The sequence below is a fragment of the Bartonella ancashensis genome, assembly GCF_001281405.1.
Lineage (GTDB): Bacteria > Pseudomonadota > Alphaproteobacteria > Rhizobiales > Rhizobiaceae > Bartonella > Bartonella ancashensis.
The window spans coordinates 352,698-374,598 of sequence record NZ_CP010401.1 but is presented as its reverse complement, the minus strand read 5'-3'; the positions used below and the strand labels follow the sequence as shown (position 1 = coordinate 374,598).

Annotated in this window: 21 protein-coding genes; 13 read left to right on the top strand and 8 right to left on the bottom strand. The window is 40.0% G+C overall.

The genetic code is table 11. The features are described from left to right. Positions 1–601: 601 nt before the first annotated feature. From atpH to ispG, 6 genes are all read left to right on the top strand, one after another. The gene (gene atpH, locus PU02_RS01660; RefSeq protein ID WP_053943794.1) at positions 602–1,186 is read left to right on the top strand and encodes an ATP synthase F1 subunit delta; all 585 of its coding nucleotides are present in this window, start codon (positions 602–604) and stop codon (positions 1,184–1,186) included. Then, positions 1,186–2,721 (top strand): F0F1 ATP synthase subunit alpha, encoded by a 1,536-nt coding sequence (gene atpA, locus PU02_RS01655; RefSeq protein ID WP_053943793.1) that lies wholly within the window; start codon positions 1,186–1,188, stop codon positions 2,719–2,721. Before atpH ends, atpA begins: the two co-directional genes overlap by 1 nt. Positions 2,722–2,737: 16 nt before the next feature. Continuing rightward, complete coding sequence (locus PU02_RS01650) at positions 2,738–3,652, top strand: F0F1 ATP synthase subunit gamma (protein WP_053943792.1); 915 nt, start codon at positions 2,738–2,740, stop codon at positions 3,650–3,652. A 19-nt stretch (positions 3,653–3,671) separates the two neighbouring features. Next, the gene (gene atpD, locus PU02_RS01645) at positions 3,672–5,285 is read left to right on the top strand and encodes a F0F1 ATP synthase subunit beta (RefSeq protein ID WP_053943791.1); all 1,614 of its coding nucleotides are present in this window, start codon (positions 3,672–3,674) and stop codon (positions 5,283–5,285) included. Between the two features lie 48 nt (positions 5,286–5,333). Continuing rightward, positions 5,334–5,750 (top strand): ATP synthase F1 subunit epsilon, encoded by a 417-nt coding sequence (atpC, locus tag PU02_RS01640; protein ID WP_053944617.1) that lies wholly within the window; start codon positions 5,334–5,336, stop codon positions 5,748–5,750. Between the two features lie 920 nt (positions 5,751–6,670). Next, positions 6,671–7,912 carry a flavodoxin-dependent (E)-4-hydroxy-3-methylbut-2-enyl-diphosphate synthase gene (ispG, locus tag PU02_RS01635; protein ID WP_053943790.1) on the top strand — a complete coding sequence of 414 codons (1,242 nt, stop codon included), beginning with the start codon at positions 6,671–6,673 and terminating at the stop codon, positions 7,910–7,912. A 191-nt stretch (positions 7,913–8,103) separates the two neighbouring features. Here ispG and PU02_RS01630 read toward each other — a convergent pair whose 3' ends face one another. After that, positions 8,104–9,006, bottom strand: a complete 903-nt coding sequence (locus PU02_RS01630) for a polyprenyl synthetase family protein (RefSeq protein ID WP_053943789.1) — start codon at positions 9,004–9,006, stop codon at positions 8,104–8,106. Between the two features lie 79 nt (positions 9,007–9,085). On the opposite strand from PU02_RS01630, the gene PU02_RS01625 reads away from it, so the two are divergent. Together PU02_RS01625 and rpmF are read left to right on the top strand one after the other, a co-directional pair. Beyond that, complete coding sequence (locus tag PU02_RS01625; protein ID WP_053943788.1) at positions 9,086–9,805, top strand: biosynthetic peptidoglycan transglycosylase; 720 nt, start codon at positions 9,086–9,088, stop codon at positions 9,803–9,805. 165 nt (positions 9,806–9,970) lie between these two features. Further along, the gene (gene rpmF, locus PU02_RS01620) at positions 9,971–10,150 is read left to right on the top strand and encodes a 50S ribosomal protein L32 (protein ID WP_053943787.1); all 180 of its coding nucleotides are present in this window, start codon (positions 9,971–9,973) and stop codon (positions 10,148–10,150) included. Positions 10,151–10,670: 520 nt separating this feature from the next. On the opposite strand, the gene PU02_RS01615 is transcribed toward rpmF, so the two are convergent. The 3 genes from PU02_RS01615 to PU02_RS01605 form a co-directional block, all read right to left on the bottom strand. Next, on the bottom strand, positions 10,671–11,255 hold the full coding sequence (locus tag PU02_RS01615) for a CarD family transcriptional regulator (protein ID WP_053943786.1): 585 nt from the start codon (positions 11,253–11,255) through the stop codon (positions 10,671–10,673). A 300-nt stretch (positions 11,256–11,555) separates the two neighbouring features. Next, positions 11,556–11,897, bottom strand: coding sequence for a ferredoxin FdxA (gene fdxA / locus PU02_RS01610; protein ID WP_053943785.1), 342 nt, complete (start codon positions 11,895–11,897; stop codon positions 11,556–11,558). A gap of 21 nt (positions 11,898–11,918) precedes the next feature. Beyond that, entirely contained in the window at positions 11,919–13,487 is a 1,569-nt protein-coding gene (locus tag PU02_RS01605; RefSeq protein ID WP_053943784.1) for a hypothetical protein, read from the bottom strand. A gap of 516 nt (positions 13,488–14,003) precedes the next feature. On the opposite strand from PU02_RS01605, the gene PU02_RS01600 reads away from it, so the two are divergent. Then, positions 14,004–14,915 carry an RNA polymerase factor sigma-32 gene (locus PU02_RS01600; RefSeq protein WP_053944616.1) on the top strand — a complete coding sequence of 304 codons (912 nt, stop codon included), beginning with the start codon at positions 14,004–14,006 and terminating at the stop codon, positions 14,913–14,915. Positions 14,916–15,037: 122 nt separating this feature from the next. On the opposite strand, the gene PU02_RS01595 is transcribed toward PU02_RS01600, so the two are convergent. Next, positions 15,038–16,552, bottom strand: coding sequence for a M48 family metalloprotease (locus PU02_RS01595; protein ID WP_236824019.1), 1,515 nt, complete (start codon positions 16,550–16,552; stop codon positions 15,038–15,040). Between the two features lie 93 nt (positions 16,553–16,645). On the opposite strand from PU02_RS01595, the gene PU02_RS01590 reads away from it, so the two are divergent. The 3 genes from PU02_RS01590 to PU02_RS01580 all read left to right on the top strand — a co-directional run bounded on the left by PU02_RS01590 (position 16,646) and on the right by PU02_RS01580 (position 19,603). Then, complete coding sequence (locus PU02_RS01590) at positions 16,646–17,275, top strand: thiamine diphosphokinase (RefSeq protein ID WP_053943783.1); 630 nt, start codon at positions 16,646–16,648, stop codon at positions 17,273–17,275. A gap of 104 nt (positions 17,276–17,379) precedes the next feature. Beyond that, positions 17,380–17,751, top strand: coding sequence for a glycine zipper 2TM domain-containing protein (locus PU02_RS01585; protein WP_053943782.1), 372 nt, complete (start codon positions 17,380–17,382; stop codon positions 17,749–17,751). Between the two features lie 28 nt (positions 17,752–17,779). Next, positions 17,780–19,603, top strand: a complete 1,824-nt coding sequence (locus tag PU02_RS01580; protein WP_053943781.1) for an ABC-F family ATP-binding cassette domain-containing protein — start codon at positions 17,780–17,782, stop codon at positions 19,601–19,603. Positions 19,604–19,768: 165 nt separating this feature from the next. Here the strand turns inward: PU02_RS01580 and PU02_RS01575 are convergent, their stop codons facing one another. Next, positions 19,769–20,026: a DUF2312 domain-containing protein gene (locus PU02_RS01575; protein WP_053943780.1), complete on the bottom strand. Its 258-nt coding sequence runs from the start codon at positions 20,024–20,026 to the stop codon at positions 19,769–19,771. A gap of 511 nt (positions 20,027–20,537) precedes the next feature. On the opposite strand from PU02_RS01575, the gene PU02_RS01570 reads away from it, so the two are divergent. After that, entirely contained in the window at positions 20,538–21,002 is a 465-nt protein-coding gene (locus PU02_RS01570; protein ID WP_144417889.1) for a DUF1036 domain-containing protein, read from the top strand. A gap of 192 nt (positions 21,003–21,194) precedes the next feature. Here the strand turns inward: PU02_RS01570 and PU02_RS01565 are convergent, their stop codons facing one another. Then, the gene (locus PU02_RS01565; protein ID WP_053943778.1) at positions 21,195–21,569 is read right to left on the bottom strand and encodes a cell division protein ZapA; all 375 of its coding nucleotides are present in this window, start codon (positions 21,567–21,569) and stop codon (positions 21,195–21,197) included. Positions 21,570–21,581: 12 nt separating this feature from the next. Continuing rightward, complete coding sequence (locus tag PU02_RS01560) at positions 21,582–21,857, bottom strand: DUF4164 domain-containing protein (protein WP_053943777.1); 276 nt, start codon at positions 21,855–21,857, stop codon at positions 21,582–21,584. Positions 21,858–21,901: the final 44 nt, after the last annotated feature.

Sequence of the window (21,901 nt, the reverse complement as noted above, 5' to 3'; positions counted from 1 at the left end):
AAAAGGGGGTGTTATCGTGGATGCCTTCGCTTTCACCTTTTTAAATAGTAATATTGCTAACGTTTTGAACAACAACATTGCTGGCGTTAAGGGTGGTTAATATGCGGAGGGGGAGAGGTGAGAAAAAGGTGTATTTCTCTTAATCTCTGAAAATGGGCTCAAAAGAAATAATGAAAAACAAGAAATGCGCAGTATTGATGCCATGGCATTCATTTCATTGAATAAGAGGGCTGTGGCTATCTCTCCTTATTTTTAAACAAGTTGTGGTCATGTGACCGTGGCCTTGTGTTAAATCTTATTTTTTGATTTTCTTGTGCAGTATTAACTCAAAGAAAATAGTCAATCCTATAATTGGTTTTAATGGATTTAAAGAAGGATTATGAATAGCATTTTTGTAAATAATTTTGAGGATTGTTGGAATTATTTATTAAAATTTCACAAAGCGTGGCTTTGTGGTGTTGCACGTTAGCTATGTCTATGCTAGGTAATAAAGGTCTTTTTGTTCCGGATTTTAGGAAGAGCTTCCTAGAGTTTGGGGTATGTGATTTATTCCATCTGGTCAATATTCAGAGAGCTATTCGAAGGAAAGAGGCGAGATTTCGTGTCGGATTCATTTTCTTTTCTATCGTTACCATTAGTGAGCCAACGCTATGCAGATGCGCTTTTTGGTTTAGTTCGAGAGGCCGGTTGTGTTGATGATGTGGAAAAGATTCTTGTGTCTTTTCACGCTGTTTTAGATCAGAATGAAGCCCTAAAGCTTTTTCTAAAAAATCCTTTCTTCTCAGCAAAAGAACAGGTTGGTGTCTTTACTTCCATCTGCAAAAATATGGGAGTGGCTAATGAAGGTGCGGGGAAAATTGTTCGCAATTTTCTGCATGTTGTTGCGGTGAATCGTCGTCTTTCTGCTCTATCTGGTATTTTACATGCGTTTCGGCGCCGTGTTGCTTCTTTTCGCAAAGAAGTTTCGGTGCAGGTTATTTCTGCACGTCAATTGGATGTTCATCAAAAAGAAAAATTATGTACGACTTTAGAGAATATTCTTGGAGGAAAAGTTATATTACAATCAGTGATTGATCCAACGATTCTCGGTGGACTTGTCGTGCGTTTTGGGTCGTATCAGGTTGATGCATCCCTTATTACAAAATTATTGTCGCTTAAGCTTGCATTGAAAAAAGAGGTCAGCTGATGGATATTAGACCATCTGAAATTTCAAAAATCCTGAAAGAGCAAATTAAAAACTTTGATCAAAAGGCTGAGTTTTCAGAAATTGGTCGGGTTTTATCTGTGGGTGATGGTATTGCTCGTGTTTATGGCTTGGATCATGTTCAAGCTGGTGAGATGGTTTCCTTTTCCAATGGTGTGCGTGGTATGGCGCTGAATTTGGAAATGGATAATGTTGGGGTTGTTATTTTTGGATCAGATAGGGAGATCCGTGAAGGTGATACTGTTCAAAGGCTTGGGAGCATTGTGGATGTTCCCGTTGGACCAGAACTGCTTGGGCGTGTTGTAGATGCATTGGGAAATCCTATTGACGGTAAAGGGCCTTTACAGGCAAAGAACCGTCGTCGTGTTGATGTGAAAGCCCCAGGGATCATTCCGCGTCAGTCTGTGCATGAGCCGATGTCTACAGGACTGAAAGCTATTGATGCGCTTATTCCTATTGGCCGTGGTCAGCGTGAGTTGGTTATTGGGGATCGTCAAACGGGAAAAACAGCCATTTTGCTGGATACTTTTCTTAACCAAAAACCTTTCCATGAAAAGGGCGCTGAAAACGCCCAGGATAAGGTCTATTGTATTTATGTTGCTGTTGGTCAGAAACGCTCAACAGTTGCACAATTTGTTAAGGTTTTAGAAGAGCGTGGAGCTTTAGAATATTCAATCATTGTTGCTGCAACAGCGTCTGATCCGGCACCAATGCAATTTATGGCACCTTTAGCTGGATGTGCCATGGGGGAATATTTTCGTGATAATGGTCAGCATGCTTTGATCGGATATGATGATCTTTCAAAACAGGCTGTGGCTTATCGTCAGATGTCCTTGCTTTTGCGTCGTCCGCCAGGTCGTGAGGCTTATCCAGGAGATGTGTTTTATCTACATTCCCGTCTTTTAGAGCGTGCTGCGAAGTTGAATGCTGAAAATGGCTCTGGGTCTTTAACGGCGTTGCCAGTGATTGAGACACAGGCTAATGATGTGTCTGCATACATTCCAACTAATGTCATTTCCATTACGGACGGTCAAATTTTCCTAGAAACAAATTTATTCTACCAAGGCATACGCCCTGCGGTGAATGTTGGTCTTTCTGTGTCGCGTGTGGGATCTTCTGCGCAAATTAAGGCGATGAAGCAAGTTGCTGGTTCTATTAAAGGTGAGTTAGCTCAGTACAGAGAAATGGCTGCTTTTGCGCAGTTTGGTTCAGATTTAGATGCTTCAACACAGCATCTTTTAAATAGGGGTGCGCGTCTAACGGAGCTGCTAAAGCAACCGCAATTTTCACCGCTTACAACGCCAGAACAGGTTGTGGTTATTTTTGCTGGTGTTAATGGTTATCTTGATTCCTTGGCTGTTTCTGATGTAGGGCGGTTTGAGCGGAGTTTATTGATATTGTTGCGTGATGATTATCCCGACCTTCTCAATGCAATTGGGACTGAAAAGCAAATAACAGATTCAATCAAGAATCAGTTAGTTTCTATTCTTGATTGTTTTGTGAAGAGTTTTTCTTAGTGAATGGAATGCTTAGATGGCGTCGCTGAAAGATTTAAGAGACCGTATAGCTTCAGTCAAGGCAACACAAAAAATTACCAAGGCCATGCAAATGGTTGCGGCAGCAAGGTTGCATCGTGCACAAGAAGCTGCAGAATCTGCACGTCCTTATGCTCAGCGGATGGCTTCCATTGTCGCTAATGTAAAGCGTGATATTGGGCAAGTTGAAGCGCCTCTGTTAATGCGTGGTACAGGGAGGGATGCTGTGCATCTCTTGGTTGTTTGCACTTCTGAGCGCGGGCTATGTGGTGCTTTTAATACGCAAATTGTGCGTTGTGCACGTGAGCGTATTTCTCAACTTCATGTTCAGGGTAAGACGGTTAAAATTTTAACCGTTGGCAAAAAAGGGGCTGATCTTCTATCGCGTGATTTTAAAGAATTGATGATTGATCATATTGATTTGCGTTCTGTTAAACATGTTAGCTTTGCTGATGCAGCAAAAATTAGCCAGCGTCTTGTTGATTTGTTTAATGAAGGTGCCTTTGATGTTTGTACGCTTTTTTATTCCGAATTTGTTTCGGTAATAACACAGCGTCCAATGACTTTAGGGTTGATTCCAATAACAGTAGAAGAAGAGCCTGTTAAAAAAGGAAAAAGCCTTTCTGGTAATACGAAAAAAATTAGAGAGCTGCAGGCGGCCGTTTATGATTATGAGCCGGATGCTACTTCTCTTCTGAATAAGCTCGTTTTGCGGAATTTTTCCGTACAAATCTTTCGAGCATTGCTTGAAAATGTTGCTGGTGAAATGGGTGCAAAAATGAGTGCTATGGATAATGCATCGCGCAATGCGGGTGAGATGATTAATAAATTGACGATAACGTATAATCGTCAACGTCAGGCACAGATCACCACGGAATTGATTGAAATTATTGCAGGTGCTGAAGCGCTTTAAATTAAGAAGGTAAGGATTGATGGTAAAAGCAACGACATCAAAAAAAACGGCATCAAAAGTTGAAGCAAAGAAGCCAGCTGTTCGTTCTTCGGATGTGAAAAAGGCTGCTTCTTCGAAGTCTCAAGAAGAGGTTAAGTCGCCTCCGAAGGCTTCTCGTTCTTCTGCGAAGTCTTCCTCTGTTGTTAAAAAGGCCGTTAAAGGGGAAGTTGGTCGGATTACGCAGGTAATTGGAGCTGTTGTAGATGTGCAATTTGAAGGAAAGCTTCCCAATATCCTGAATGCGTTAGAGACAGATCGTTTGGGGAATCGGTTGGTTTTAGAAGTAGCTCAGCATTTGGGTGAAAATACTGTTCGAACAATTGCAATGGATACAACGGATGGTCTTGTACGTGGTCAAGAAGTTTTTGATACGGGGACGCAAATTTGTGTTCCTGTTGGAGAGGCAACACTTGGACGCATTATGAATGTGATTGGTGAACCTGTGGATGAAATAGGACCTATCGCTACAACAAAAACGCGTTCTATTCACCAGTCTGCTCCTGAATATGTAGAACAATCAACTGAATCAGAGATTTTGGTTACAGGAATTAAGGTAGTTGACTTGTTGGCCCCTTATTCTAAGGGAGGAAAGGTTGGCTTATTTGGTGGGGCTGGTGTTGGAAAAACTGTTCTAATTATGGAGCTCATTAATAATATCGCGAAAGCTCATGGTGGATATTCAGTTTTTGCTGGTGTGGGTGAGCGGACGAGAGAGGGCAATGATCTCTATTATGAAATGATCGAAAGCCGTGTTAACGTTAACCCAAGGGATAATGGTGGGTCTGCTGAAGGATCAAAATGTGCTCTCGTTTATGGACAAATGAATGAACCACCAGGAGCACGTGCACGTGTTGCTCTTTCGGGCCTAACAATTGCAGAAAGTTTCCGTGATGAAGGGCAGGATGTTCTCTTCTTCGTGGATAATATTTTCCGTTTTACCCAGGCAGGTTCAGAAGTTTCAGCGCTTCTTGGAAGAATTCCTTCTGCGGTGGGGTATCAACCAACTTTAGCAACGGATATGGGAGCTTTGCAAGAGCGTATTACAAGTACTAAAACGGGCTCTATTACGTCTGTTCAGGCTATTTACGTTCCCGCGGATGATTTGACTGACCCAGCACCGGCGACATCTTTCGCGCACTTGGATGCAACGACAGTTCTTTCCCGTGCGATTGCTGAAAAGGGTATTTACCCAGCGGTTGATCCTCTCGATTCTTTTTCACGTATGTTAGATCCATTGATAGTTGGTGCGGAGCATTATGAAGTTGCATCCCAGGTCCAGACCATTTTGCAACGTTATAAAGCGTTGCAGGATATTATCGCTATCCTTGGAATGGATGAATTATCTGAAGAAGATAAATTGCTTGTGGGGCGGGCACGTAAAATTGAGCGTTTCCTTTCACAACCATTCCACGTAGCTGAGGCTTTTACGGGTTCTCCAGGGAAGCTTGTATCTTTAGCGGATACGATTAAAGGATTTAAAGGTTTGTGCGCTGGCGAGTATGATGATTTACCGGAAGCGGCATTTTATATGGTCGGTGCGATCGATGAAGCAATTGAAAAAGGAAAGCGTTTGGCTGCAGCTGCTTCTTCATAAGGGGAGTTGTCTGCTTGATGGTTATTGGAGAAAGAACAAGAGGTCCCTGTGGAACATAAAAGGGTAGAAGGTTTTTTGTTTGAGCTGGTGTCGCCTGAAAAGCTTGTTTTTTCAGAGAAGGTTTTGTCTGTTACATTGCCTTCATCTTCGGGTTATTTGACGGTCATGGCTGGTCATGCGCCTTTGATGGCGGATCTTATGCCAGGAACTATCCGTGTTTTGTCTTCTTCTGGTGAGCGCTTATTTGCTCTTGGGGGAGGGGTGGTTGACATTACTTCAACGCACTGTTCTCTTTTGGCTGAAGTTGTTATTGCAGTTGATAATTTGTCCTTTGATGATTTGGAACAAAGGATGATGAATGTTCGGGCTACACTGGAAACAAATTTGAACGATACTACTAACTATACAATGGAAGATTTTTTACATCAATTAGAAGCGGTTGGTGGAATATCAGAGACAAAATAACAAAAGTGACAAAATAAAGTGGGCATAAATAGCAAAGAAGGTGAGATGATACCTGTCTGCTGGAAGAGGCCCTTCTCTGGTGTGGTTATTTTTTTAAAAATCCAGGTTAGAGGATTTTATCTGTATTATTTCTTCTTTTGTTTTGCAATCAGCTCATAGTTTTAAGATGAGTGTGGTTCGCCCAGCTTTATCTGGTCTATAGGTGATTTTTATGTAACCAGCTATTGAGATCACTTGTTTGGTTGCTATTTTATGGTTCTAAAATTGCTTTTATGATTTTCAATATTAAGGAGCATGGCCTGTTATGCTTGAAGATCCGTTATCAGTTTGAATGATGTGTTTTTGCTGAGTTATAATTTTTGTGTTTGTTTTAATTAGTGTCTTACAGTTATTTGCTATGGATTTAGATTCTGCACGTCATTAGGGTTATTTTTAATATTACTGTCTTATCTGTAGTTTTATGAGTATTGTTATATGGTGTAAGGTTTGGTTTTAGGGAAATAACTGATGATTGGTTTGAGTTAAACTAAATGGATGTAATCTTGGTTGTTTTTGTATTGTATAAATTTTCCAATCGTTAGAAAAGAAAGTGTTTTCTAGAATTTAAGTAACGCCGAGATTCAATAATCTTTGCGCATTGCGGTGTTAAGGTGTTGTAAAAATAGGATAGTTTTAGAAAAATCTTATAAAACAATGAGGGGATGGTATTTTGCACTTGGATATTGATGTAAGATTTGTTCATAATTTTAAAACAAATGAAATAGCGGATAGGCCATTATTTGTTATGTCATGCATGTTATTTCCAACGGCATATTCTTTTTCATGAGAGTTTGATATTTCTTTTTCTGACTAATAACTTTTGCGGTATACTGCCGCGGTAACGAGTGGTGCAGCCGAGTTTGAAAGGCGACGAGGAGCTGATGAGCACAGCATATTATTTATCAAAACCTTTAAAACGTCGCCAGTCTGTTGCTGTGATGGTTGGAGATGTTGTTGTTGGTGGGGGGCATCCGATTGTCGTTCAGTCTATGACAAATACAGATACAGCTGATGTTGATGCAACTGCGGAGCAAGTTGGTGCGCTCTGGCGTGCGGGGTCTCAATTGGTTAGGATAACTGTCGATCGTGACGAAGCAGCTGCGGCAGTTCCCAAGATACGAGAAAAATTAGAACGCTTAGGTATTGTTGTTCCTTTAGTGGGTGATTTTCACTATATTGGTCATAAGCTTTTGGTCAACCACCCCGCTTGTGCTGAAGCACTTGCAAAATATCGAATTAATCCCGGTAATGTTGGTTTTGGAGCTAAAAAAGATCAGCAATTTAACCAGATTATAGAGATCGCCTGCCAGTATAATAAATCTATACGCATTGGAGTGAACTGGGGATCGCTGGATGCTGCTTTACTGACACGATTAATGGATGAAAATGCACAGCGAAAAGAGCCTCTGTCTGCCACAGAAATTATGAGGGAGGCTGTGATTCAGTCAGCATTATATTCAGCATTTGCAGCTGAAGAGATTGGTTTAGGGCGGGATAAAATTATTCTGTCTGCTAAGGTGAGTGACGTGCAAGATTTGATTACTGTGTACAGCCTTTTGGCACAGCGTTCAGATCATGCTCTCCATTTAGGTTTAACAGAAGCAGGTATGGGGACGAAGGGAATAGTGGCTTCTTCTGCTGCTTTAGGAATTTTGTTGCAGCAAGGAATAGGAGATACAATCCGGATTTCCTTAACACCTGAGCCAGGGGGAGATCGCACACGAGAGGTGAAAGTGTGCCAAGAACTTTTGCAAGTTATGGGGTTTAGGCAGTTTGTACCTGCTGTTGCGGCTTGTCCTGGATGTGGTCGAACGACTTCGACAGTGTTTCAAATGTTGGCGCAAAAGATTGAAACTGATTTATGTAAAAATATATCCGTTTGGCGTAAAAAATATCCTGGTATTGAAGGTTTAAAGGTGGCCGTGATGGGGTGTATCGTTAATGGCCCGGGGGAATCAAAACATGCGGATATTGGAATTTCATTGCCTGGAACAGGAGAAGTTCTGGCTGCACCTGTGTTTATTGAAGGAAAAAAGGTGAAAACTCTACGAGGTCCTCACATTGCTGAGGAATTTCAAAAAATTTTGGGGGAGTATATTCACGTGCGCTTTGGGCAAAATTGAAATCAAAGGGTTAAACAAAGATTGCCTTGTCTCATCCTCGATGAGTTGTGATTGTAGAAAACAGAATGTAAAAAGCACAAAGTTGTTATCAAATGAGATATTTGCTTGGAAAAGGTCATCTCTGGTTTGCGGAAAAAGTAATTGTAAGGGCAGTGATTGTAAGAGAGGTAATTATAAGGGCGGTAATGCTTTTAAGAACTGCGTGTTGCAATAAAGTTAGCTGCTTGTCTAAGGAGAGTAGCCTCATCACCAAAACAGTGAAGAAGCTTTTCAGCTTCAGCAATGAGAGCTTCACATTTCTTTTGTGTTTCTGAAATACCATAGCAACTAACGAAGGTTGCTTTATTGGCTGCTTTATCTTTTCCTGCGGTTTTTCCAAGACGCTGAGTGTTGCTGGTAACGTCTAGCAGATCATCTGTTAGCTGAAAAGCTAAACCAATCTTTGTTCCAAAATCAGCAAGTTGTTGTGTTAGTTCTTCAGAAGCGTGGCCAAGAATAGCGCCTGCTTGGCAAGCAAAACTGATCAGCGCGGCTGTTTTCATGCGTTGTATGGTCGCAATATCGTCAGGGGAAAGTGACTTATTTTCCGCATCAACATCAAGAAATTGACCACCAATCATGCCACCAAAACCTGCTGCTTGTGACAAAGCTGTGATGAGGTTTAATCTTGTTTGTGACGTTAGCGCACAAGCTTTGTGTGCAATGATTTCAAAGGCAAAAGTGAGAAGAGCATCACCTGCTAAAATGGCTGTGGCTTCACCAAATTTTTTATGAACAGTTGGTTTGCCACGACGCAGTGTGTCATTGTCTATAGCAGGAAGGTCATCATGAATGAGCGAGTAACAGTGAACACATTCTAATGCAACACCAATATCAAGCGAGTGTTCAGGAGAAACCCCAAAAAGCACACCACTTTGAATGACGAGAAAAGAACGTAAACATTTTCCTCCACTCAAAACACCGTAGCGTATGGCATTTAGTAAGCCTTCAGGGCGGGAAATTTCTCCTGATTGAACTTGGAGGTTTAAGAGTATGTGAAGCCGTTGTTCGATAGTGTTCGCATGTTTTGCAAGAAGATTCGAGAATTCAGTCATGATTGCTTCCTTTATTTTTTGCAAAATAGATTGCTTCTTTTTATGATAAGCTCGTAAAAAATGAAATGGTTATTTGAAAATGTTCTTGTGCTTTGTAAAAAAAGAACGCGGTAGGCAAAAAAAATGGTGCCACTGCCATCGTCTCCTTAATTGGGTTGTCTGCCTTTTTGTATTTTTGTTTTGTCTTCCCATTATTTTCCTGTTTATTTACCGTTGGAACTTTATTTCTCCTGTTTCTACTCTGATGATGCGTGATGCTTTGTTAGGCAATTCTTATCAGCGTGAATGGGTTGCTCTTTCGGATATTTCTTCTGCAGTTCCTTCAGGGATTATTATGTCGGAGGATAATAATTTTTGCAGTCACCATGGTGTAGATTGGGATGTCTTGTGGAAAATTTTAAATGATGATGTAAAGCCATGGCGAGGTGGATCAACTGTAACAATGCAAATGGTTAAAAATCTTTTTTTATGGCCTAGTCGGTCTTACGTGCGTAAAGGACTTGAGATTATTTATTCTCTCATTGCAGATTTTATTCTTCCAAAAAAACGCATTATGGAAATTTATATCAATATTGTAGAATGGGGACCCAGAATTTATGGAGTAGAGGCAGCTTCTCTCCACTATTTTTCTCGTCATGCACGGGATTTGACTATTCCACAGGTTGCCGCTTTTGTTGCTAGTTTACCAAATCCTCATTTGCGAAATCCATATCAAACGACAGATCACTTTTTAACGTTATCTCGTATTATAGAACAGCGGATTATTTTTTCAAAAACTTATACATATTGCCTTAATTGATGATAGTGGGTAACATAAACGCAGTATTGAATAAAAATTTGCATGAAACTCTGGTCAAAAGACTTTAATCAGTGTATAGGGGGGTGTCATTCCGTTGTGCTATGCAGAAAATTTTGTTTGTAGCTCGGCGCTGTCTTTTCTCTAGTTAATTTGGAGTCCTTCTTCATGGCTGTACCTAAACGAAAAACTTCTCCATCACGTAGGGGTATGCGTCGTTCGGCTGATGCCCTGAAAGCACCGACCTATGTTGAAGATAAGGATTCCGGTGAATTACGGCGCCCTCATCATATTGATTTGAAAACAGGCATGTATCGTGGGCGTTCCGTGTTACCCCCTAAAAAATAGTTTTCTGCTATTGCTAGGGGAGGAGATCTCGCAGATTCGCGTCCATTAAAGCTTCTATAATGGAGAAGGCTTCTATAATAGAAGGAGTTCTGCTTGATTAAGAGAACTCACATCTTCATGTTTTTCATTTTGAGAGGGGTTTTGCCCCCTGCACTAAAAGGCTCTGCTTGCTTTGCTGTACTAAAAGGTTTTGCGTTTTGTTGGGCTTGTGCGTTTTGTTGAGCGCGTGCATTATAAAATACCTGTAGAATTTCATTCTCAAGGAAAAACAGTTAATATTTTAAAGGGCCACAACTCACTTTAAAAAGGTCGCAATCTTCACTGCATGTGGTCAGCATTTTCTTGCTTCCTTTATGAAAAAAACACTTCTAGAAGAAGTCTTTCGTCTATGTCACGAAATCCAAGAGACATAAAACATAATCCCACACATCAAGCATCAAAGATAAAAAACACCAAGAAAAAGAATTGGAAAACAAAAGCTTCCTTAATTCCGTGTGTTATTAAGCGGCGAAAAGCGTTGTTAAGCAGCGCAAACTGCCCCATTCTCTTCAGATATTTTATCAACTTTAGGTTCAAAATTATGCTCCTGCCCTTTAGAGAGATGCATCTCTATTAAATCAATCGCTTCTGTTTCAGAAAGATTATTGATAACAGCGATTTCACGAGCCATGCGATCAAGGGCGGCAGTATAGAGCTGACGTTCAGAGTAAGATTGTTCAGGCTGCATGTCTGAACGAAAAAGGTCACGAACGACCTCGGCAATAAAAATAAAATTTCCAGAATTGATTTTTGTGTCATATTCTTGTGCACGACGTGACCACATAGTCCGCTTAACTCGTGCTTTCCCTTGGAGAACTTTTAAAGCACTTTCAACAGAATCAGCTTTAGATAATTTGCGCATGCCAATAGAAAGAGCTTTGGTAACAGGAACTTTTACATCCATTTTATCTTTAGCAAAATGAATAACAAACAACTCCAGCTGTTGCCCTGCAACTTCTTGCTTTTCAATAGCTACAATTTGCCCAACCCCATGAGTGGGATAAACGATATATTCAGAAGCTGAGAAGCCATGAGCGTGGGGACCTTTGCTTTGCTGGGACGTCATATCTTTTACTCACTTCCTTTGTTACTAATCAACTGTTGGAAAATAGGTCAAACACCTGAAAGCTAAATTTTTTGAACAAGTACCCGTATGCTTACCTAAGTAGAGCGAAAAAACAAACACCCTCCGACGACAAAGATTTACTTTGTAGCAAAAAAGCAGAAACAAAATACCTAGCAGAAAAGCTATATCAAGGCACTTCTAGCATCTTAAATGAAAAAAATCAATCACTTCACGCAAGAATTTTTCATTTGTACATAAAATATTTTGGACATTTAAAGGGTTATTTTGTTCATTTTGTTATTATAAATCACCACTCCCTGGATTTTCTGAAAAATATTTTTCTAATTTATTGGGAACGCCGTCCATCTCTTTTGCTTGTGGGAGAGGATCTTTTCGTGCAGTAATATTGGGCCACTTATTTGCATATTTAAGGTTGAGTTCTAACCATTGCTCCAATCCTGGTTCTGTGTCAGGTTTAATAGCCTCAGCAGGACATTCTGGTTCACAAACGCCGCAATCTATGCACTCATCCGGGTTAATGACAAGCATATTTTCACCTTCATAAAAACAATCAACGGGGCAGACTTCAACACAATCGGTGTATTTACAATGGATACAATTGTCAGTTACAACGTAAGTCAAAACCTTATGCTCCTTCTTATTTTACCTGTTTTTAAGGGGAGTGGCCGTTTTGTCATTTTCAAGTCTATTACGCAGTTGTGCTAATTTTGCAAAAGGAGAATGAGGGTCAGGAACATTCCGCATCGGAGAAGATTTTTTATGCGAGGATTCAGAATATGTCGGGCCGGTTCTTCTCGTTTTTTTTGTGTATTCTGTGTTCTTTTGAAATGGAGTACCATTTGTCGTATTTTTTTTGTCTTTGAAAGTTCTTACATGTTTATCTTGCGGTTTTTTTCTCGATCGGGAATGGTTACCATAGGAATGACGTGTATTCCGATATTGGTAACGCCACAATAAGACAATTTTACTCTCTGAGGCTGATTGTTTTTGTTTAGCAAAATCACCGATGAGTTCTGCTTCTGGTACAAAATTTTCAAAATTCAAAGATTCTTGAGAGTGGCTTGGTAATATTTTATCTTTCTGTGTTTTGTTTAGCGCCTGTTCTTGTGCCATATTTAGCAATGCTATATCTTTCCATAGATCACCTACACATTCCGCTTCAGGGCAATTATGCTCTGTTTTTGCATTTTGGATGTGGAGCTGTTGAACGGAAGAATCATTGTTAAGCAGAGTAAGGTCACATGGTTGTGATTGATAACCAAGGCCTTTGAGAATTTCTTCCATATCGGCCTCTTTTGCACCAAGGATAGACATCATCGTTGGTGTGATAAAGAAACGCTTTCCATCGTAAGCACCTTCAGGTTTAGGGTTAATGCCGGGCTTCCAGTTAAGAGCAAGGCGAATAAGGTTACTGAGGCGTTCCAAGATATCAATACGCACAGCACGCTTTCCCAAAATTTGGTATCCTATCAAAGAATAGAGTTGGGGGTTGTAGGTTGTGTCAGTAATCAGAGAGGTGCGACCAGCACTCAAAGCAGCGAGTATTTCACTTAAGCCTGTAGTATCACATCTTTCATTTTTAAGTGTCCATAGGAGCGTTATAGCCTGAGCAGGAATTGGTTTGATAAGAGGTATAACATAAATATGGAGAGCGCCAAAACGAACACCAAATTGTCGAAGTTCTGCACGCGATTGTTGGTCGATATTTTTTACAATATTAGCAATTTTTCGTCGTGGTATAATGCCCAAGGAGCTAACGAGTTGTAAGGCAATATCACGTGTTAGACCTGTAAGGTGGTGAGCATTGCGCAGATCAAATAGAGATTTTAAAGCAGTTTCAAAATGAAAAGCAACAAAGCGCTCTAGTCGTATAATGACATTGTCGCGACTTTCCCCTGTTAATTGCGTATCAGCCAAAAGAATGAAGCTGGGCATTAAAATATCTTCGGTCGGTGTGAGTTTGCCAACTGCTTGGCCAATCCAACGAATGATACCATCAGAACTGATTGCAAAATCTGCGTTAGCTGAAGCACAAAAACGTGCAGCACGTTGCGAAAAAGCAGAAATTAAATCATCATCGCTCAGGATATCCTGTTCTTTTGTTGTTTTATCCGTGTTATTTTTATGGGCATAAAAACGAAACCCTTCAAATTTACCGTGGCCGCACTGTTCGATAAAAACATCATTTTTTTGAATTGGTTCGCTATTCATAACTACTTCTTTCTGAGTTTTTGGGCCAGAATGTTATTTTGACCGTTACAAAGTCAGGCTATTCTTTCCTTAGCATATTGAGAGCATTTTCTTCAATCACTCTTACGATATTTAAGTATTTCTTCAAATCAATTACATCGTCTTAAAAAGCTGTTTCCTGGCACTTTATGACGTTTAAACCGTTATTGCAAATATACGAAGTTGCATAGGGTGTTATGTGTCAATTTAAGGGGGGATGACCATGATAAAATTTCCCGCTATGGTTGTATTAGTTGTTAGTGAATATTCGTCGCTGAGATTCACATCATACGCAAGTTTTTCCTAGAAAAACATGAATAAAAGTAATTATTTTTAGTATATCTGTTTTTTATCTAGAAATATTTATGTAACAAAAAAACAATTTTAGATTGTAAAACTCTCTTTTAAAGAGTATTACGCATGAATACAACTTATGCGTTTTCATTGGAAAGCGTTGTTGTGAAGACGTCTGTTGTCTTTTCGATTTTAGAGGCTGTCATGGGTAATATTTCAAATGTTGTTCATAAGAATAGCAATAATTATAAAAATACTGATGGAAGTTTGGGACGCAATATGATGCGTTCTGCGATGCAAGCACCATATTTAGAGTGGGAAAAAGAACATGATTTAGCTCTGCGATGGAAAGATAAAAATGATGATGAAGCGATGCACCAAATTGCAGCAGCGCATATGCGTTTGGTGATTGCGATTGCGAATCGTTTTAAAAGTTTTAAAATGCCTTTGGGAGATTTGGTACAAGAGGGTTATGTTGGACTCTTGGAAGCTGTTACGCGTTTTGAGCCAGATAGGGAAATCCGTTTCTCAACCTATGCGACATGGTGGATACGTGCGTCTATTCAGGATTATATTTTACGCAATTGGTCTATTGTTCGAGGAGGAACAAGCTCTTCACAAAAGGCTCTTTTCTTCAATCTTCGGCGTCTGCGGGCTCAATTAGCACAAAATGACAGCACTTTGAGTAAACAAGATATGTTCAAGACAATTTCTGAAAAGCTTGGTGTTTCAGTAAGCGATGTTGAACAAATGGATTTTCGATTTTCAGGGGTAGATAATTCTTTAAATGTTTCTGTTTCCGAATATGACGATAACCCCGTAGCCAAAATGGACATTTTGGTTGATGACAATCCCTTACCAGATTCTGTCATTGAACAGATGATCGATGGGCAGAGACGTGTACAGTGGCTTTATGATGCGCTGCACATTCTTGACGAGCGTGAGATGGAAATTATTCGCTTTCGCCGTCTTAGTGAAAAGGGAGCAACTTTAGAATCTTTGGGAGAAAAATTTGGAATCTCTAAAGAGAGAGTCCGTCAAATTGAAGTACGTGCTTTGCAAAAATTACGTCAGGCTTTGTTGACAGCTAATTCTGAAGAAGCCTACGATCTTTAAGAAAAAAGTGACTTCAATAAAAGGAGCCTTTTCTACAATGAAAGGGGTGTTTTCTGCGAATTATCATGAAATAAGAATGCTTTACTCATGCAAAAGGGTATGAGAGGAAATAGAGGATCTTTTTATTCTGTAATGATCTTGACAAAGCTTCCTACCTGTAAGGTTTCGGTTGATGTAAGTCCGTTCAGGATACGGAAGAGTTTTTCTTTGTCGGGTACATCTTGTATCATTTGGGAAAAATTGACGATACTATCTCCCTTTTTAACGCGGACAGTTCGGATTTTTAAGGGCTTGATCCGTTTCAGTTCTAGCCATGAAAGGGGACGAAAGCCTCGTAGAATATTTTCAACAATGTGATGAAAGTTTTCTGATTGGTGTGGTGCTGCAGTAACAAAGCGTAAAAAATGGTTGTCATAAGGGATGACAATAATGCTAAATTGCCAATGTTCATTAAATGCACGGCCACGAGCTGCTTCTAAATTTCCGATTTTGATAAGATTAACAGAAGTTTCATCGAGGTTTGCTACCCAGCCACTTTTTAGATAATCGCTTGCAGATATAGTGCCAGAAATAGGAACGGCATCAAAACGAAATGCAATTTTGTCTGGACCACTGGATATAACAGCATGGGGGGATGTATTTACGATAAAGCGATCCGGGATCTCAAAGGAGATGCGTAATCGCGGGTAAATAAACTTTCGTTCACGTATGTAACCCTCATGCAGGCCTCCATCAAAAATGATACCATCAATAGAGTGTAAAAATGTGTCGCGACTTATTTCGTTGCTATTTCTTGTATTGAGAAGATGTGCTTTTTCTTGTGCAAGACGGATGCGTTGCGGAGTTGTTGGATGTGTTTCTAAAAAATCTAATGAAGATTGCGCATTACCTGAAATATTGCGAAATGCATTATATGCTTCCATTGATTGAAGAAAGCGTGAAGCAGCAAAGGGATCATATCCGGCTTCAGAGAGCATTTCAATACCAATAGAGTCGGCTTGCAATTCCTGATCACGCGAAAATTGTGCCATTTTTTCTCTTTTTTGAAGTGTATCATCAGTTTGAGAGTTTGCAGATGACACAATGTCGGTGTGAGTCAGAGGAGTTTTCTTAAGCTGTGCTTCTTTTTGGAAGCGCAAAATGCCATGATGTGCTGTGATATGCGCAATTTCATGAGCTAAAACGGCTGCAACTTCTGAAGAATCATTAGCTAAAGTGAGCATACCGCGGGTGACATAAAGATATCCACCTGGCAGGGAAAAGGCATTAATATTACTTGAATCTAAAATTGTGACTTTATAAGTCTGCCCGGGATTATGGGAGACAGCAGCAAGCTTTTTAACAATATCTATTAATAGGCGTTCGAGCTTTGGGTTATGATAAGCTCCACCATGAGCTTGTAAGATCCGTGGATGATGTGTAGCAGCTAATGTGGCGTAGATGTCATTTGTGTGCTGAGATGAAAATTTTTCTGAAGAAGAAAAGGGTGACACATTAAATATGTTGTGGCAGGCAGAAAGGAGAAGTGTAAAACCTAGAGATGTTACCAAACAGAGTGCAGCTTGAAGAGATTTAAGATTTTGCTTCATATTTTTTGTTTGATTATGTGAATTTCCTTTAAGACTTTTGCTGGTCATTATGCGCTCTTGGTTTCCAAAGATCCTTTGTTTTTTCATGATAATGGTCTATAGGAGTAAATAGGAGAAATTTCATAAAAAGCATAATACGTTATGAAGACATTTACAATATTACTAAATGGGGATGTTTATGTCACGGATCGTTTATGTTCCCAAATTCGTGAAAGCCGAGTCATCGCCGCGGATGGTGGGATGCGGCATGCTGAAGCACTTCGTGTGATGCCTGAGCTTTGGATAGGGGATTTTGATTCTTCCGATGAAGCCTTATTGAAGAAATATGGGGATGTTCCTCGTGAAGTTTTTTCTGTCGATAAAGATGCAACTGACGGTGCATTGGCTTGCGAGAAAGCTTTGCAGCAAGGAGCCCAAAGGCTCATTTTATGTGGTGCTTTTGGAAATGATAGAAGTGATCACAGCTTTTCACACATAGTACAGGCAATTATGGTAGCAGAAAAGGGTATTCCAGTTTTCTTGACGAGTGGTCGGGAAGAGGGGTGGCCTGTTGTGCCAAATGCTCATCCTTATGACTTGCTTGATGGTTGCTTGTTTAGTCTAATTGGTTTATCTGATCTGAAAGGTCTCACTTTGCAAGGGGTGCAATGGCCGTTATGCGATAAAGATGTACCATTGGGATCGTCATTGACACTTTCTAATCGTGTAGACGGTGCTTTTTGTTGCCATTTACAGCATGGTAAAGCTATAATCCTTGCCTCTGTGCTTTGACTGATAGAGGCATTCTTAAAAGTTGAATGGAACCTGTATAATAAAATATAAATCGACAGAAGAGCTGTCGATTGGGCTTGGTTTTCATAAAGAAAGGGTTAGATATGTCCAAACCAATTTTTAAAATGGCAGTTGTAGGATTGATCGGTTTTTCTTCTGTTGCTTGTCTAGATGAAGAGAGAAGAGTGGCTAAATATGGTGTTGGCGGTGCAGCGTTGGGAACCATTGCAGGGGCAGCTCTTACCGGAACAACAGATGGAGCTGCATCTGGTGCGGTTCTTGGAGCTGCTGTCGGAACATTTTCTGGGGTTGCTCAAAATAAGAAAAAAGAGCGTAAGAGCATATCATTGCAACCAATGTGTCAGTACCGTCATAGCAATGGTCAGATCTATCAAATGCCTTGTCCTCAAACTGTGCAATTATGTACCTACAGCCAAAGAGACGGGACGCTTTATACAGCACCTTGTATCCAGTAATCTTATCCAGTAATTTGCATTTCTGATTATGACAGTACCGCTCCTTCGTCTTGATCGCATTGTCTTAACTTTTGGAACACTTCCTTTGCTTGACCAAGCTTGTTTGTCGGTGGGGCAGGGAGAGCGTGTTGCTCTTGTTGGGCGCAATGGGTGCGGAAAGTCAACACTCTTAAAAATTGCTGCTGGGATGTTAGAACCAAGTGAAGGAGAAGTTTTTCGGCATCCTTCAGCAACGATGCGTTATGTATCGCAAGAGACTGATTGTTCAGAGTTTGAAAATATACGGGCTTATGTACAAGATGGTTTGAGTGAGGCGCATAATATGCCTTTTGTTAGGACATTATTGGATAATCTTGGGTTTTCAGGAACAGAAAAAATGGAAACTCTTTCTGGGGGTGAAAGGCGGCGTGCTGCTTTGGTACGTGCAATTGCAGCACAACCAGATATTCTTTTGTTAGATGAACCTACAAATCATCTTGATTTAACAACTATTGAATGGCTCGAGAAGTTTTTATGTAATTTGCGTTCAGCTATCATTGTCATTTCTCATGATAGGAGATTTTTAGAGACAGTAACACGTTCAGTCATTTGGCTTGATCGTGGCACAACAAGAAAGCTTGAAAAGCGTTTTTCTGAATTTGAAAGTTGGCGCGATGAAATGCTTGAAGAAGAAGCATGTCATCAGCATAAAGTGGGGCGCCATATTAAACGTGAAGAGCATTGGTTGCTCCATGGAGTATCAGCACGACGAAAGCGTAATGTGCGACGTTTAGAAGCCTTAAAAAAGGTGAGACAGCAGTACAGAACTTATCAAGGTCCGACAGAGAAGGCAGTTTTTGCTGCTTCAGAAAGCCAAGATTCTGGACAATTGGTACTTGAGGCTAAGAAAATTTCAAAATCTTACGGTGAACGTGTGATCATAAAAGATTTTTCCTTGCGTCTTCAGCGTGGTAACAAAATTGGTCTTGTGGGGTCAAATGGTGTCGGTAAAACAACATTACTTTCGATTTTGATTGGTAAAGAAAGGCCAGATAGCGGCTTTGTTAAACATGGGTATCGCTTAATACCAGCTTTATTGGATCAACAGCGTGTTGTGAATGATAATGAAACAGTGGCCCATTATTTAACTAGTGGGAGAGGAGAGCATTTACTGATAAATGGGAAAGAAAGACATGTCGTTTCTTATATGAAAGACTTTTTGTTTCTACCTGAGCAAATGAGATCGCCTTTGAAAGAATTATCAGGTGGAGAAAGAGCTCGTTTAATGTTGGCGAAGCTTTTATCTCAGCCGACAAATTTTTTAATTCTAGATGAACCAACTAACGATCTTGATATTGAAACATTGGATTTATTGCAAGAATTTATTGCTGATTTTTCAGGAACAGTAATGGTCGTTAGTCATGATAGAGACTTTTTGGATCGGACTGTTACACATACTTTAGCACCTGAAGGAGATGGACGTTGGATTCTCTATGCTGGCGGTTACAGTGATATGATAGCGCAAAGAAAACAACGCGCATTATCACCATCGCCCCATCAGGGACAAAAAAAACCGCATATTCGTGAGCAGGATAAACAAACACCACTGGGTGCGGAAACACCATTGCGTAAATTGTCTTATAAGCAGGTATATGCGTTGGAAACACTACCTAAACAGATCGCTCTTTTACATGATGAGATTAAAAATATTGAGCAAGAATTATCTGATCCAATGCTCTATTGTAATGATAAGATACGTTTTGAACAGCTATCCATAATGCTTGAAGAGAAGAAAACTTCTTGCACACAAAAAGAGGAAGAGTGGTTGAACTTGGAACTTTTGCGTGAAGAAATTGCACAAAATGTTCATTAATGGTGTATGTCCCCTGAGGGTTGCAGTCTCGATAGCGCTGTCCTGAGGTTGCTGTCCTGAGGTTGCTGCCCTGGGGTTGCTGCCCTGGGGTTGCTGCCCTGGGGTTGTTACCTTGAGGTTGCTGTCCTGAGGGTACCGTCTTGAAGGTGCTGTCCTGAAGGGTTACTAGGTCATGCCAAGAGCGTTTTTGTAAAGTTGAATGACGGTTTCTTCTTCGATGCGCTGGTGGTCTTCTTTTTTTCTTAGTCTTACAATGCTGCGCACAGCTTTGCTGTCAAAACCAGAACCTTTGAGTTCTGTATAGACGTCTTTTATATCGTCAGCGATTGCTTTTTTTTCTTCCTCTAATCGTTCAATGCGTTCAACAAAAGAACGTAATTGGTTAACGGATATTGCGTGAGTTTGGTCAGCTACAGTGTTCATGATCATTGTCTCCAAGAGGGTTATCCATAGAATCTTTACGGTAAGAATCTATGTTGAGGATGCTTGAAAAACAAGGAAAGATTCAAAGTTTCTTTTTACGTATATTTCAAATTGAAGCATTTTTTAGGATTTCCAAGATTTTTAATCTTTTTGTAATGGGGATGAAGCGATATATATACAAGGAGTACTAAAAAATAATGTGAATTTTTGAGGTGATTCTGTTAAGAATATTTTCTTAACATCATGATATTAAACACTTTTTAATATTAGAGGGGAAATTTTTAATCTTGCAGGGAAAAATAGAAAAATGAATCCTTAAATTTGCAGGATAATGGAAAAAAGGATGGGGAAGAGGGAAACTAAAATAATAATAGTGCATTATGGATCGATTTAGAAGGTCTTAAGAAAAGAGAAGAGATCTATGGCTGAAGATAAAGGTTGTTGTTATGAGGGGCATTTGCAAAAAACAAAACAACAAAAGATTTTTTTTCGGAGCATTGTTCAAAGGCAAATGTTGGGATGGATATTTTTAAATATCTTCCTTTTGCTGTTTTTCGTTAATGGTGCAAAAGCCGATTTTAGGGTTTGTAATGAGACACAAGGAACCGTGGGCGTTGCTCTTGGCTATCGCACACCTGCAGGATGGGTGAGCGAGGGATGGTGGGTTATTCCGACAGAAGAGTGCAAAACTCTTATTGATGGCCCACTGGCATCGCGGTTTTATTACATGCATGCTGAGGATGCGAAAAAAAAGGGAAAGTGGAATGGCCCTGTGACAATGTGTGTGAAAGACAGTTCTTTTTTCATTGAAGGGGTTCGTGACTGTTTTACGAGAGGATTTCAGAAGGCTCAATTTGAAGAAATTGACACAGAAAATCAAGCAAACTGGACAGTTCAGCTAACAGATAGCTTTCTTTTTAATAACCCTGCTTTAAAACTTCCTGAGGGAATGTTAAATTCTCCAGACAGAGAATAGCCGATAATCTTCTCTTTTCCAAATAAAAGGTGGGAAAGTATTTAGGCAAAATAATCTTTGAAAAAAGCTTGAAAAACCTTATGGAGATAGAAAATTTTAAGGGAGATCTTTAAGATTTTAATGCGAGCCGTCGGTCGGCTTTTCTTTTTAAATTTTTACCAAGGGCTTTGTGGATCTTAAGATCGACAACATTTAGAGAAGAAGCTCTTGTTGTTCTGTTTCCTGAGATTGTTTGCTGTTGAGAAGATGAGCAAGTTTTTCAACGCGTTGCGTTAAATTGTGTAAAATTTTATTCGTATTTTGGTCTTTTTCTTGGTTTTCTTGCACAAAAAGTGCATGATTTTCTTTCAATTTTTGATGCTCTTTTTTGAGCTCTTCCATCTCGTCAAGGATCATGATGCCAGCCATGACAGATAAACGATGGTCACCAATTTCTCCAAAATTACTTTTGAGATGAGAAATATATTTGTCTAATTGGGCTGCAAGATGGGTGAGATGGTCTTCTTGCCCTTTATCACAGGCCATACGATATATTTTTCCATCAATCGTGACAGAAACAGTTTCCATGGTCTTCATCCTCTAGCGATCAAGGATAGAGCGAATCGTTTCCATTGCATGAATAAGCCGCTTGGAAACTTCTTTATTCGCTGTTTTCAATTGTTCTGCATGAGCTTCAGCTCTGTCTAGCTCTTGAGCGAGGTGGCTTCGGTCAGCATTGATTTTTTGCACTTCTTCTTCCAACTCACTGTGCTTGTCAATAACAACAGTGTGATTCATGACAGTTTTTTCTAAATGTTTGAGAGCATTATTCAACTGATTTAGCTTTTCTGGCAGCATTTGCGTTTCCTGATTCATTGCAATCTTACCTTAATTATCAAATTTCTGTGCAAAAACGAATC

Excerpts from the sequence above, each read along its gene's own strand:
- PU02_RS01650 (WP_053943792.1), top strand. The coding sequence starts at position 2,738 with ATGGCGTCGCTGAAAGATTTAAGAGACCGTATAGCTTCAGTCAAGGCA.
- PU02_RS01590 (WP_053943783.1), top strand. The coding sequence starts at position 16,646 with ATGAAGACATTTACAATATTACTAAATGGGGATGTTTATGTCACGGAT.
- PU02_RS01605 (WP_053943784.1), bottom strand. The coding sequence starts at position 13,487 with ATGAATAGCGAACCAATTCAAAAAAATGATGTTTTTATCGAACAGTGC.
- PU02_RS01625 (WP_053943788.1), top strand. The coding sequence starts at position 9,086 with ATGTTCTTGTGCTTTGTAAAAAAAGAACGCGGTAGGCAAAAAAAATGG.
- PU02_RS01595 (WP_236824019.1), bottom strand. The coding sequence starts at position 16,552 with ATGACCAGCAAAAGTCTTAAAGGAAATTCACATAATCAAACAAAAAAT.
- PU02_RS01570 (WP_144417889.1), top strand. The coding sequence starts at position 20,538 with ATGTTGGGATGGATATTTTTAAATATCTTCCTTTTGCTGTTTTTCGTT.
- PU02_RS01560 (WP_053943777.1), bottom strand. The coding sequence starts at position 21,857 with ATGAATCAGGAAACGCAAATGCTGCCAGAAAAGCTAAATCAGTTGAAT.
- PU02_RS01575 (WP_053943780.1), bottom strand. The coding sequence starts at position 20,026 with ATGAACACTGTAGCTGACCAAACTCACGCAATATCCGTTAACCAATTA.
- atpD (WP_053943791.1), top strand. The coding sequence starts at position 3,672 with ATGGTAAAAGCAACGACATCAAAAAAAACGGCATCAAAAGTTGAAGCA.
- PU02_RS01630 (WP_053943789.1), bottom strand. The coding sequence starts at position 9,006 with ATGACTGAATTCTCGAATCTTCTTGCAAAACATGCGAACACTATCGAA.
- ispG (WP_053943790.1), top strand. The coding sequence starts at position 6,671 with ATGAGCACAGCATATTATTTATCAAAACCTTTAAAACGTCGCCAGTCT.
- PU02_RS01585 (WP_053943782.1), top strand. The coding sequence starts at position 17,380 with ATGTCCAAACCAATTTTTAAAATGGCAGTTGTAGGATTGATCGGTTTT.
- PU02_RS01600 (WP_053944616.1), top strand. The coding sequence starts at position 14,004 with ATGGGTAATATTTCAAATGTTGTTCATAAGAATAGCAATAATTATAAA.
- PU02_RS01565 (WP_053943778.1), bottom strand. The coding sequence starts at position 21,569 with ATGGAAACTGTTTCTGTCACGATTGATGGAAAAATATATCGTATGGCC.
- PU02_RS01580 (WP_053943781.1), top strand. The coding sequence starts at position 17,780 with ATGACAGTACCGCTCCTTCGTCTTGATCGCATTGTCTTAACTTTTGGA.
- PU02_RS01615 (WP_053943786.1), bottom strand. The coding sequence starts at position 11,255 with ATGACGTCCCAGCAAAGCAAAGGTCCCCACGCTCATGGCTTCTCAGCT.
- atpA (WP_053943793.1), top strand. The coding sequence starts at position 1,186 with ATGGATATTAGACCATCTGAAATTTCAAAAATCCTGAAAGAGCAAATT.
- rpmF (WP_053943787.1), top strand. The coding sequence starts at position 9,971 with ATGGCTGTACCTAAACGAAAAACTTCTCCATCACGTAGGGGTATGCGT.